Origin of the sequence: Streptomyces sp. NBC_00576, from assembly GCF_036345175.1 — a bacterium.
Taxonomy (GTDB): Bacteria; Actinomycetota; Actinomycetes; order Streptomycetales; family Streptomycetaceae; genus Streptomyces.
This window is the reverse complement of sequence record NZ_CP107780.1, coordinates 8,217,853-8,229,866: the sequence shown is the minus strand read 5'-3', so window position 1 is coordinate 8,229,866 and position 12,014 is coordinate 8,217,853. Positions and strand designations below refer to the sequence as shown.

Sequence of the window (12,014 nt, the reverse complement as noted above, 5' to 3'; positions counted from 1 at the left end):
CCGACGCCCACGACTACGGCTTGATGTCACCTACGCCGGACAGCCGGCATATCGCACACTGTTCGACAAGCGTGCATTTGTCATGTCCACACCTCAATGGGGAGGATGCCCGGTGGAAGGATGTAAGTTCACGCGGCGCGCGGTGCTGGCCGCGGCAGCCGGAGGGGTCGTAGCCCTTGGTTCCGGGGCGCTCACCGACACCGCCCAGGCGGCGACGGGATCGGCAGAGCTGAAGGCCGCTGACCCGCCGACCGGGACAGTGCGGGTGTTCTGGCTCAAGCCCTCGGACGTGGCGAACGACCCGCGGTACCCCAACGGCATCACCAGCGTCATGCAGGAATCACAGCGCTTCTACCGCCAGGAACTCGGCGTGACGTTCAAGCTGAACAACCCGGCGGTGGAGGTGGTCCAGGGCAACCACGGGCGTGCCTGGTACGAGAACACGCCGAACGGCGGCGAAGAGTACTGGTGGGTGGTCTTCAACATGGAGCAGGAGCTCATGGCCAGGTTCGGTCTCAGATCCCCGGACTCGCGCTGGCTGTGCGTCGGCGAGGTCAGCGCCGAGAAGGCGGGTGTCTCCGGCGGCGGTGGAGGTGCCGGCTGGGTGATCCTCAGCGGCCACGATGCCGACGGCGCCGCCGGGATCAATGGCCCGATGAACAGGTGGTACGGCGGCATGGTGCACGAGTTGGGCCACGCGTTCGGGCTGCCCGACTCCACGCACACCGACGGCACACCGATGTCCGCCTCGTTCTACGACTACCCGAACTGCCACTTCAACCAGCAGCAGAAGGACAGCATACGGAACGGCCCCTACGGCAGCTTCCTGTCCTGAGCTCAGGGCTCCGTCGTTCTCTCGGCCGACCCGTCGTAGTTGGGACGGGCCTGATGCCCCAGCTCGGACGTGATGGTTATTCGTGGTGATCGTCCACGCGAAACGGGAAGGCCCCTCGACCGTCGCAACCAAGCAGGGCCCGCCACCCCGAACTGCGCGGCGGGTCCCGCAAGTTGGACCTCAGGCAGTCGTCCACCACACCGTCGTGTCCGCCGGCAGCTTCGCCTCGTCCTCCACTACGGTCACCTCGCCACTGGCCACCAGCACCTCCCCGTACGCCGGGATCGTGACCGCCTCGCCGCTCGTGTTCGCCACGCACACGAACTCGCCGCGCCGGAAGGCCAGGACGCCCTGCGGTGCCTTCAGCCACTCGACGGAGTCGCCCGCGCCGAGGCCGGGGTGTTCGCGGCGGGCGGTGAGGGCGGCGCGGTACAGCTCCAGGGTGGAGCCGGGCGTACCTGTCTGTGCCTCGATGCTCAGCTCGGCCCACTCCGCGGGCTGCGGAAGCCAGGAGCCGCCGTCGCCGAAGCCGTACGACGAGCCCTCGCGGGTCCACGGGATCGGCACCCGGCAGCCGTCGCGGAAGCCGTCCTGGCCGGCGCCCCGGAAGTACGCGGGGTCCTGGCGGACCTCGTCCGCGAGGTCGACGACGTCCGGGAGGCCCAGTTCCTCGCCCTGGTAGACGTACGCCGAGCCGGGCAGCGCCAGCATCAACAGGGTTGCCGCGCGGGCCCTGCGCAGGCCCAGTGCACGGTCTCCGGCGAGGCGGATCTGCGTGCCCAGGCCCGACTCGTTGGCGAAGCGCGTCGCGTGGCGGGTGACATCGTGGTTCGACAGCACCCACGTAGCCGGGGCGCCGACCGGGCGCATGGCGTCCAGGGTGCGGTCGATGACGACCTTCAGTTCCGCCGCGTCCCAATAGGTCGCCAGGTACTGGAAGTTGAAGGCCTGGTGGAGTTCGTCCGGGCGTACGTAGTTCGCCGTGCGTTCGATGGTCGGGGTCCACGCCTCCGCGACGAAAATGCGCTCGCCCGCGTACTCGTCGAGGACCAGGCGCCATTCGCGGTAGATGGCGTGCACGCCGTCCTGGTCGAAGAACGGCATGACATCGTTGCCCAGGAGCTTGACCTGATCGTGGGATCCGAGGTCTGGGAGGCCCGCCGCCTTCACCAGGCCGTGTGCGACGTCGACACGGAAGCCGTCGACGCCCATGTCGAGCCAGAACCGGAGGACCGAGCGGAACTCGTCCCCGACGGCCGGGTGTTCCCAGTTGAAGTCGGGCTGCTCCGGCGCGAAGAGGTGGAGGTACCACTCGCCGGGGGTACCGTCCGGCTCGGTGACCCTCGTCCAGGCCGGGCCGCCGAAGATGGACTCCCAGTCGTTGGGCGGGAGTTCGCCGTTCTCGCCCTTGCCGGGGCGGAAGTGGTAGCGGTCCCGGAGCGGTGAGCCGGGGCCGTCGCGCAGCGCCCGCTTGAACCACTCGTGCTGGTCGGAGGAGTGGTTGGGGACCAGGTCGACGATGATCCTGAGGTTCAGTTCGTGGGCGTCCCGGATCAGGGCGTCGGCGTCCAGGAGGTTGCCGAACATGGGGTCCACGGCGCGGTAGTCGGCGACGTCGTAGCCGGCGTCGGCCTGTGGGGAGGCGTAGAAGGGGCTGAGCCACACGGCGTCGACGCCCAGGTCGCGCAGATACGGCAGCCGGGTGCGTACGCCCTCCAGGTCGCCCATGCCGTCGCCGTTGCTGTCGGCGAAGCTGCGGGGGTAGACCTGGTAGATCACGGCGTCCCGCCACCAGTCACTGTGGGCGGAGACGGCGGCGACGGTGGAAGTCGGGGCCGGAGCTGTGGAGTGCTGGCTCATAACGTCCTTGATACGTAACGGAGTTCGGGTCATGGGGCGGTTTCTGCTGGTTTGAAGCTGCGGGTCCGTTGTGGCTGGTCGCGCCCCGCGGCGGAGCCGCAGATCGATACAGCCCCGCGCCCCTTCGGGCGCGGCCGAACCGCTGCCGACTTAGGCGGCCCGCGGTGACAGCGGGGTCGGATGGACACCGCGGGCCGCCGACCCGTACGACAGAGCCGTACGGGAGTTTTACGCAGGGCCGGGGCGTCAGCCCTTGGTACCGCCCGCAGTCAGGCCCGCCACCAGGTTCTTCTGGACCAGGTAGAAGAAGGCCGAGACAGGTATCGCGACCAGTACCGCGGTGGCGGCCATCAGGTTGCGCTGGGCGTCGTGCTCGCTGACGAAGCTCTGCAGGCCGACCGCGAAGGTGTACTTCGTGTCCGACAGCATGAACGTCGAGGCGAAGGCGACCTCGCCGAAAGCGGTGATGAAGCTGTAGAACGCGGCGACCGCCAGGCCCGGTTTGGCCAGCGGCAGGATCAGCCGCGCGAAGGTGCCGAAGGGGGTCAGCCCGTCGACGCGTCCCGCCTCGTCGATCTCGAAGGGGATCGTGTCGAAGTATCCCTTGAGCAGCCAGGCGCAGTACGGCACGGCCGTCGAGCAGTAGACGAGGATCAGACCGAGGTAGTTGTCGATGAGCTGGAGGTCCGAGAGGATCTGGTACATCGGCACGATGAGTACGGCGATCGGGAACATCTGGGTGACCAGGAGTACCCACATGAACTTGCGGTAGCCGGGGAAGCGCATCCGCGAGACCGCGTACCCGGTGGTCGCCGCGACCATCACCCCGATGACCGTCGTGCCGAGCGAGACGATCAGCGAACTCTTCATCCAGTCGAAGAAGTTGGTGTGCTGGAGGACGAACGAGTAGTTGTCGAACGTCATCTTGTCCCAGATGCGCCCGGGGTGGAGGTAGTCGTCCTTGTCCGGGCCGAGGGACAGGAAGAGCAGCCAGGCGATCGGGAAGAGCGCGATCAGGCTCGCGACGGTCAGGATGCCGTGGGAGGCGAGGGTGGTGGCCAGGCCCCGGCGCCCGTGTCCGCGGGGTTGCGTGGCGGCGGCATCGTCGTCGGCCGGGTCCGACTGCGCGGACTTCTGAACGGTCATGGCACTCATGGGTACGGAAGCTCCTGCCTCAGATCGCGAGCTGCTGGTCATTGCGGTTCAGCCAGCGGCGGTAGAAGGAGGTGAACACGATCAGGATGGCCAGCAGCAGCATGCCGTAGGCCGCCGACTGCGCGAAGTCGCGCGGCTGTTGGCCGAAGCCGAGGTAGTAGGCCCAGGTGACGAGGATCTGCGCGTCCGGGGCGGTGTTGCCGAACAGCAGGAAGATCACGGCGAACTGGTTGAACGTCCAGATGATGCCGAGGAGTACGACGGTCGAGCTGACGGAGCGCAGGCCCGGCAGGGTGACGTACCGGAACTGCTGCCAGGCGCTCGCGCCGTCCATCTCGGCGGCCTCGTACAGCGTGGAGTCGATCGACTGGAGGCCGCCGAGCAGCGAGACCATCATGAACGGCACCCCGCACCACGTGTTGACCATGATCGCGGCGAACCGCTGCCAGAAGGTGTCCTCCAGCCACAGCGGTGACGGCAGGTGCACGGCGTCGAGCATCGTGTTGATGATGCCGCCGTCGGCGAGCATGAACCGCCAGCCGAACACGGTGACGAAGGTGGGAACGGCCCACGGCAGGACCAGGATCAGCCGGTAGAAGGTGCGCCCGCGCAGCTTCTGGTTGAGGAGGAGCGCGAGGCCGAGACCGATGCAGTAGTGCAGGGCCACGCAGAGCGCGGTCCAGACGATCGTCCAGATGAAGTGCGCCCAGAAACGGTCGTACGCGGTGTCGCCCCACAGGATGTCGGCGTAGTTGTCGAAGCCGATGAACTTGTAGGTGGCGTCGATGTGGTTGACGCCGATCGTGCGGGCCGAGTTGAGGCTGTTGGCGTCCGTGAGCGTGAGGTAGAGGCCGCGCACGAGCGGGTAGAGCACGAGTCCGCCGAGTACGACGACCACGGGGGCGATCATCGCGTACGCGTACCAGTACTTCTGGTAGGCGTGCTTGAGGCGATCGAGCCGTCCGGGGCGCTGCCCGGGCTCGCCCCGGCGTTTGCCGGTCGCGCGGTCGATGGCGACTGTCATGGGTTCGACACCTTCTGGAGGATCAGGAAGTCCGAGGACGCCTGGGAGACCAAGGGGTACCGGCCGCGAAGGGCCGATGACCGCCGGAACTGTCCCCCGAGTCCAACTGGGCAGTTCCGACGGCCGTTCGGGGTCACTGGCCGATCACTTGCCGATCACTTGCCGAAGTCCGGGACCAGCTTGGCGATCGCGGTCTCCGCGTTGCCGAGGCCCTTGTCGAGGGACTCCTTGCCGCCCGCGATCTGCCCCAGCTCGGTGTCGAGCGGAGCCCACAGGGAGCTGTACTCGGGCAGCGCCGGGCGGGGCTGGGCGGCGGGGAGGACGCCCTGGTAGCCGGCGAGGCCCGGGTCGGCCTTGACCTCGGCGGTGTAGGCGTCGTCGCGGGTGGGCAGCGTGGAGTTCTTCAGGGCGATCTGCGTCTGGGACTTCGCGGAGGTCATGAAGTTGACGAACTTCAGCGCGGCCTTCTGGTGCGCGGCGTCCGAGCCCGCGTACACGGATAGGTTGTGGCCGCCGGTCGGGGCGCCCGCCTTGCCGGTGGAGCCGGCCGGGACGGTGGCGACGCCGAGGTTGGCCTTGTCCTTGAACGCGGCGCCCTTGTAGAAGTTGGTGATCTCCCACGGGCCCTGGACGATCGCGGCGACCTTGCCGTTGACGAACGCGTCCTGGATATGGGCGTACGCGTCGGCGGTGGTGTCCGCCTTGTGCAGGCCCTTGCCGTCGAAGAGGCCGAGCCAGGTGCCGTAGGCCTTCTTGGCGGCGGCCGAGTTGACGGTGATCTTCTTGGCGGTGGCGTCGACGGTGTCGGTGCCCTCGCCGTAGAGGAACGACTGGGCGTAGTAGGCCTGGGTGGAGCCCCAGTAACCGTCGACGCCGCTCTTGTCCTTGATGGTGGCGGCGGCCGTCTTCAGGTCGGCCCAGGTCTTGGGCGCCTCGGTGAGGCCGGCCTTCGCGAAGAGTTCCTTGTTGTAGACCAGCGCGAGGGTGTCGGTGACGATCGGGGCGCCGTACGTCTTGCCTTCGTACTTGGCCTGTTCGATCAGGCTGGGCTGGAACTTGGCCTCGTCGGTGAGGGCCTCGGTGCCGTCGAGCGGCAGCAGGAAGCCCTTCTTGGCGAAGGCGGGGGTCCAGCCGACCTCGGAACGCAGCACGTCCGGGGCGCCGGAGGCACCGGCGGCGGTGTCGAACTTGTTCTGCGCCTGGTCGAAGGGGACGTTGACGTACTTGACCTTGACGTCCTTGTTGGCGGCCTCGAACTCCTTGACCAGGGCCTGGTACGTCGGCGCCTCGTTGGTGGCGTTGGAGGTGTCCCACCAGGTGATGGTGACCGGACCGTCGGCCGAGTCGCCGCTGTCGCTTCCGCCGCAGGCCGTCGCCGCGAGGGCGAAAGACGCCATCAGCGCGGTGGCCGCTATGCCACGCCGCATGAGTTCTCCTTGAGGGTGAAAGCCCGTGTACTGGCGGGAACGGGCCCGTCCGCCGTTTCCGCCGACTTGCCGGCCGCGCCGTTGCCGCCGCCGGGCGACGTGAACGTAACAGCCATGTAAGCGCGACGAAAGACCTTGCAGCAAAAAAATGCAAGAACCGACGACAGTTACCGCGTCGTGACCCTCGGAATCCCCATCGCAGGACCGCCTGATCCCCTGTTCTCCCACTGTCCAGCGGGATCTGGGACACTTGTGCAAGACTCTGCAAGCTCTTGCCATGTACGCCCCATCAGACACGCGCAAGACACCCCGCAAGGCACCCGCAAGGCACACGTGTTAGACCCGAGGGAGCGCGATGACGCAGCAACCCGCAGCGGCGAGCGGCCGTCCCGGTCGTCCGGTGGGCCGTTCCACGGCCCGTGCCCGGCGTCCGTTCGGTGGGCAAGGCGAGGGCCGGCCGGTACAGTCCAGCCCTGTGACCACACGGCTTGCCGACATCGCCGCTCAGGCGGGGGTGAGCGAAGCGACAGTCAGCCGGGTCCTGAACGGGAAACCGGGCGTCGCCGCCACCACCCGCCAGACCGTGCTCGCCGCCCTCGACGTACTGGGCTACGAGCGCCCGGTCCGGCTGCGCCAGCGCAGCGAGGGCCTGGTGGGCCTCATCACCCCGGAGCTCGAGAACCCCATCTTCCCGGCCCTGGCACAGGTCATAGGCCAGGCCCTGACCCGGCAGGGCTACACCCCGGTCCTGGCCACCCAGACGCCCGGCGGCTCCACGGAGGACGAGCTGACGGAGATGCTCGTCGACCGGGGCGTGGCCGGCATCATCTTCGTCTCCGGCCTGCACGCGGACACCTCCGCCGACATGCAGCGCTACGAGCAACTGCGCGCCCAGGGCGTGCCGTTCGTCCTCGTGGACGGCTTCTCCCCCAAGGTGCAGGCGCCGTTCATCTCCCCCGACGACCGCGCGGCGATGCACCTCGCGGTCACACATCTCGTCTCCCTCGGCCACACCCACATCGGACTGGCCCTCGGCCCGAAGCGTTTCGTGCCGGTGCAGCGCAAGATCGAGGGTTTCGTCCGGACGATGCAGGATCTGCTGGGCCTGACGGCACAGGACGTCGAGACGCGGTTCGTCCAGCACTCGCTGTACACCCTGGAGGGCGGCCAGGCGGCGGCCATGGCGCTCATCGACCGTGACTGCACGGCGATCGTGTGCGCGAGCGACATGATGGCGCTGGGCGCGATACGGGCGGCCCGGCAGCGCGGCCTGGAGGTCCCCCGGGACGTCTCGGTCGTGGGTTTCGACGACTCCCCCCTGATCGCCTTCACCGACCCGCCCCTCACCACGGTCCGCAAACCGGTCCCGGCGATGGGCCAGGCCGCCGTACGCACCCTCCTTGAGGAGATCGGCGGTACGCCGGCCCCGCACAGCGAGTTCGTGTTCATGCCGGAACTGGTGGTCAGGGGGTCGACAGCCTCGGCCCCTGGGGAACGTACTCGTTCCTAGGGTGGAGAATGCCCCGCTTCGCACAGTGCTCCGGTAGTAGTCCGGGCCGCCTGTCCCCACCGTAGGACGTGCGGGTCGGACAGGACCAGGGGATGATCTGGGAGGGGACCGTATCTGGCAGACTCTGTGTCCATGGGTGAAACGACCGTGACGACAAGGGAAGGCCACGAGCGGGCCGCACCGCACTCCGTCATGGACGAGACGGCGGAGGGGAACGGCCGCGTGGCCAAGGGACTCCTGCGCCGAGTGCGCGCTCCGCGCCGGCCACGGCTGTGGTTCGAAATCCTTCTGATCGCGATCAGTTACTGGACGTACTCGCTGATCCGCAACGCCGTGCCGGAGCAGAAGGCCGAGGCGCTGCGCAACGCGGACTGGCTCTGGAAGACCGAGCACAGCCTGGGCATCGCCGTCGAGGAGTCGGTCAACCACTCGATCAACTCGGTGACTTGGCTGATCGTGGGCATGAACTACTACTACGCCACGCTGCACTTCATCGTCACTCTCGGTGTCCTGGTGTGGCTGTACCGTAGTCATCCCGGGCGTTACGCGGCGACGCGTCTGACCCTTTTCGCGACCACGGCAGTGGCTCTGGTCGGTTACTACCTGTATCCGCTGGCCCCGCCCCGTCTGATGAACGGCGGCGACTTCGTCGACACGGTGATGGTCCACCACACCTGGGGTTCGATGGCCTCCGGCGACCTCAAGCACATGTCGAACCAGTACGCGGCGATGCCGTCGATGCACATCGGCTGGTCCACGTGGTGCGGCCTGACGATCTTCGCCCTGGCCAGCGTCCCGTGGGTACGCGTTCTCGGGCTCCTCTACCCGATGGCCACCCTGCTGGTGATCGTCGCCACGGCCAACCACTTCTGGCTGGACGCGGTCGGCGGCCTCATGTGCCTGGCCTTCGGCTTCATGGTCGCCCGCCTCTGGTACGGCAAGCTCCCGTACGCCCTCCCGAAACTGGTCCCGGTGCGGGGGCAGGGCGGCCCACTGCTCCCGGTCAAGCCATAGGCACGACCAGGGCCTGGGCCCGACGGGGAGCCGGGCCGGGCCCGGGTTTCTACACCGACGCCGCCCCGTAGAACAGCGTCTCCACGACACCACGGGCCCGCCGGGTGGTCCGCCGGTACGCGTCGATCATGTCGCCGACATGCCCCGGCCCGTACCCCAGGTACCGTCCGACCGCGCCCAGTTCCCGCCCGTCCGAGGGGAAGGTGTCCCCGGCCCGGCCGCGCACCAGCATCACCGCGTTGCGCACCCGGGTGGCCAGGACCCACGCCTCGTCGAGTATCGCCGCGTCCTCCGCGGAGATCAGTTCGGCGGCGCAGGCTGCGGCGAGGGCCTCGCGGGTACGGGTCGTCCGCAGCCCGGGTTCGGCCCACCCGTGCTGGAGCTGCAGCAACTGGACAGTCCACTCCACGTCCGAAAGGCCGCCCCGCCCGAGCTTGGTGTGCAGGGTCGGATCGGCGCCGCGAGGCATCCGCTCCGACTCCATACGCGCCTTCAGGCGCCGGATCTCGCGCACCGCGTCGTCGCCCAGCCCCTCCGCCGGGTAGCGCAGGGGGGCGATCAGCTCGATGAAACGGCTGCCCAACTCCTCGTCCCCGGCGACGACTTCGGCCCGCAGCAGCGCCTGGGACTCCCAGACGAGGGACCAGCGACGGTAGTACGCCTCGTACGACGTCAGGGTCCGGACCGTCGGCCCCGACTTGCCCTCGGGGCGCAGATCCGCGTCGATCAGCAACGGCGGGTCGGCGCTGGGCACTTGGAGCAGCCGCCGCATCTCGGAGACGACGGCGTTCGCGGCCTTGGCGGCCTCGTGCTCGTCGACGCCCTCCCGGGGTTCGTGTACGAACAGGACGTCGGCGTCGGAGCCGTAGCCGAGTTCGTGCCCGCCGAAGCGGCCCATGCCGATCACCGTGAACCGGGTGGGCAGGGTCTCCCCCCACCCGTCCCGCACGACCGCCCGCAGGGTGCCGGCCAGGGTCGCCGCCGTGAGGTCGGAGATCGCGCCGCCGACCCGGTCCACCAGGGCGCCCTGGTCGGCCTCGGCGGGCGACTGCTCGGTGCCGTAGGAGCCGACGATGTCGGCGGCGGCCGTACGGAACAGCTCGCGCCGCCGGACACCGCGGGCGGCGTACACGCCCTGTTCGCCGGTCTCGGAGCGTCCGACGGCGGCCAGTATCTCCTGCTCCAGCTGGTCCCGCGCGCGCGGCTCCAGACCGCCTGCCCCGTCGCCGTCGCCGAGCAGCGCGACGGCCTCCGGGGCCCGCATCAGCAGGTCGGGGGCGAGGCGCCCGGCCGACAGGACGCGGGCGAGGTTCTCGGCGGCGGCCCCCTCGTCTCTCAACAGCCGTAGATACCAAGGGGTTCGGCCCAGCGCGTCCGACACCTTGCGGAAGTTGAGCAGCCCGGCGTCCGGATTGGCGGAGTCGGCGAACCAGCCCAACAGGACGGGCAGCAGCGTCCGTTGGATGGCCGCCTTCCGGCTCACCCCGCTGGCCAGCGCCTCCAGGTGCCTGAGCGCGGCGGCCGGATCGGCGTACCCGAGCGCCACCAGCCGTTCCCGGGCCGCAACCGTGCTCAACCTGGTCTCGCCTGGGGCGAGTTGGGCGACGGCGTCGAGCAGCGGCCGGTAGAAGAGCTTCTCGTGCAGCCGTCGTACGACGGACGCGTGCCGCTTCCACTCCCGGTTCAGCTCGGCGACGGGATCGGTGCGCAGCCCGAGCGACCGTCCGATGCGCCGCAGATCAGCGTCGTCCTCGGGGACGAGGTGGGTGCGCCGCAGCCGGAACAGCTGGATCCGGTGCTCCATGGACCGCAGGAACCGATAGGCGTCGTCGAGCTGCACGGCATCCGAGCGCCCGACGTACCCGCCGGCGGCGAGAGCGCTGAGCGCGTCCAGGGTGGTCCCGCTGCGCAGGGAGGTGTCGGCCCGCCCGTGCACCAACTGGAGCAGCTGCACAGCGAATTCGACGTCCCGCAGGCCGCCCGGCCCGAGTTTCAGTTCCCTCTCCACCTCGGCGAGGGGAATGTTCTCGACAACGCGGCGGCGCATCTTCTGCACGTCGACGACGAAGTTGTCGCGCTCGGCGGCGTGCCACACGAGGGGGGCGAGCGCGGCGACGTACTCCTCCCCCAGCTCGACGTCACCGGCGACCGGGCGGGCCTTCAACAGGGCCTGGAACTCCCAGGTCTTGGCCCAGCGCTGGTAGTAGGCGCGATGGCTGCTGAGGGTGCGCACCAGCGGCCCGTTGCGGCCCTCGGGGCGCAGATTGGCGTCGACGGGCCAGATGCTCCCCTCGATGGTGGTCTCGGAGCAGATCCGCATGAGGTGCGAGGCGAGCCGGGTGGCGGCCTGCAGAGCCTTCCCTTCATCGGCGCCGTCGACCGCCTCGCCGACGAAGATGACATCGACGTCGGACACGTAATTGAGCTCGTGACCACCGCACTTGCCCATCGCGATGACGGCGAGCCGGCACAGTGCGGCATCCTCGGGCGCGGCGATACGGGCGATGGCGAGAGCGGCGCGCAGGGTCGCGGTGGCGAGGTCGGCCAGCTCGGCGGCGGTCTCGGCGAGGTCGGTGGTGCCGCACACGTCGCGGGCGGCGATGGACAGCAGGCAGCGCCGGTAGGCGACGCGCAGCGACACGGGGTCGTTGGCCTCGGCGAGCCCTCGCTCGAACTCCTCCACCCCGGGATGGAGATCCCGGGGCTCGTACATGGCGAGGGCCTGCCAGTCGCGGGGATGCCGGATCAGATGGTCGCCGAGGGCGGCGGAGGCGCCGAGCACCCCGAGCAGCCGGTCGCGCAGCGGTTTGGCCGCTATCACCGTGTCGAGCAGCTCGTGGTGGGCGGTGCGGCCGTCCTGCGCCTCGGCGAGCCTGACGAGCCCGAGCAGCGCGAGATCCGGGTCTGCGGTCGCGCCCAGCGCGTTCAGCAGCACCGGGTCGTCCCGCAGGGGCGCCAGCTCGGCGCTGTCGAGGAGCCGCTCGGCGGCGGAGGGATCGGTGAAGCCGTGCCGCAGCAGCCGCGTGAAGGTACTGCTCCTGCGCCCCGGCGCCATCATCCTGGGCCTCCCGTCGGACCATCGGATCAAGGTCGTACGGGCACGAGCCTAACCGGAGAGTCCGTGGGAAGCGCCGGACGGATCGAAGCGATGTTCACTGGTCGGACCGATGATTTCCGCCGCGGTACGAG

General features: G+C 69.2%; 8 protein-coding genes. 3 read left to right on the top strand and 5 right to left on the bottom strand.

The window, feature by feature from the left end; genetic code table 11:
• The first annotated feature begins 112 nt into the window (after positions 1–112).
• Positions 113–835 carry a hypothetical protein gene (locus OG734_RS35775; RefSeq protein WP_330291564.1) on the top strand — a complete coding sequence of 241 codons (723 nt, stop codon included), beginning with the start codon at positions 113–115 and terminating at the stop codon, positions 833–835.
• A gap of 180 nt (positions 836–1,015) precedes the next feature.
• Here the strand turns inward: OG734_RS35775 and OG734_RS35770 are convergent, their stop codons facing one another.
• The 4 genes from OG734_RS35770 to OG734_RS35755 all read right to left on the bottom strand — a co-directional run bounded on the left by OG734_RS35770 (position 1,016) and on the right by OG734_RS35755 (position 6,301).
• Entirely contained in the window at positions 1,016–2,695 is a 1,680-nt protein-coding gene (locus tag OG734_RS35770; protein ID WP_330291563.1) for a glycoside hydrolase family 13 protein, read from the bottom strand.
• Between the two features lie 246 nt (positions 2,696–2,941).
• On the bottom strand, positions 2,942–3,850 hold the full coding sequence (locus OG734_RS35765; RefSeq protein WP_330291562.1) for a sugar ABC transporter permease: 909 nt from the start codon (positions 3,848–3,850) through the stop codon (positions 2,942–2,944).
• 19 nt (positions 3,851–3,869) lie between these two features.
• On the bottom strand, positions 3,870–4,874 hold the full coding sequence (locus OG734_RS35760) for a carbohydrate ABC transporter permease (RefSeq protein ID WP_330291561.1): 1,005 nt from the start codon (positions 4,872–4,874) through the stop codon (positions 3,870–3,872).
• A gap of 155 nt (positions 4,875–5,029) precedes the next feature.
• The gene (locus tag OG734_RS35755; RefSeq protein WP_330291560.1) at positions 5,030–6,301 is read right to left on the bottom strand and encodes an extracellular solute-binding protein; all 1,272 of its coding nucleotides are present in this window, start codon (positions 6,299–6,301) and stop codon (positions 5,030–5,032) included.
• Positions 6,302–6,776: 475 nt separating this feature from the next.
• Between OG734_RS35755 and OG734_RS35750 the strand changes: the two genes are divergently transcribed.
• Together OG734_RS35750 and OG734_RS35745 are read left to right on the top strand one after the other, a co-directional pair.
• Entirely contained in the window at positions 6,777–7,811 is a 1,035-nt protein-coding gene (locus OG734_RS35750) for a LacI family DNA-binding transcriptional regulator (RefSeq protein ID WP_330291559.1), read from the top strand.
• A gap of 132 nt (positions 7,812–7,943) precedes the next feature.
• Positions 7,944–8,825, top strand: coding sequence for a phosphatase PAP2 family protein (locus OG734_RS35745; RefSeq protein ID WP_330291558.1), 882 nt, complete (start codon positions 7,944–7,946; stop codon positions 8,823–8,825).
• Between the two features lie 49 nt (positions 8,826–8,874).
• Here the strand turns inward: OG734_RS35745 and OG734_RS35740 are convergent, their stop codons facing one another.
• On the bottom strand, positions 8,875–11,883 hold the full coding sequence (locus tag OG734_RS35740; RefSeq protein ID WP_330291557.1) for a bifunctional [glutamine synthetase] adenylyltransferase/[glutamine synthetase]-adenylyl-L-tyrosine phosphorylase: 3,009 nt from the start codon (positions 11,881–11,883) through the stop codon (positions 8,875–8,877).
• Between the last annotated feature and the right edge of the window lie 131 nt (positions 11,884–12,014).

Bases quoted from the DNA above. Each gene is read 5' to 3' on its own strand.
- OG734_RS35770 (WP_330291563.1), bottom strand. From the start codon at position 2,695: ATGAGCCAGCACTCCACAGCTCCGGCCCCGACTTCCACCGTCGCCGCC.
- OG734_RS35765 (WP_330291562.1), bottom strand. From the start codon at position 3,850: ATGAGTGCCATGACCGTTCAGAAGTCCGCGCAGTCGGACCCGGCCGAC.
- OG734_RS35760 (WP_330291561.1), bottom strand. From the start codon at position 4,874: ATGACAGTCGCCATCGACCGCGCGACCGGCAAACGCCGGGGCGAGCCC.
- OG734_RS35755 (WP_330291560.1), bottom strand. From the start codon at position 6,301: ATGCGGCGTGGCATAGCGGCCACCGCGCTGATGGCGTCTTTCGCCCTC.
- OG734_RS35745 (WP_330291558.1), top strand. From the start codon at position 7,944: ATGGGTGAAACGACCGTGACGACAAGGGAAGGCCACGAGCGGGCCGCA.
- OG734_RS35740 (WP_330291557.1), bottom strand. From the start codon at position 11,883: ATGATGGCGCCGGGGCGCAGGAGCAGTACCTTCACGCGGCTGCTGCGG.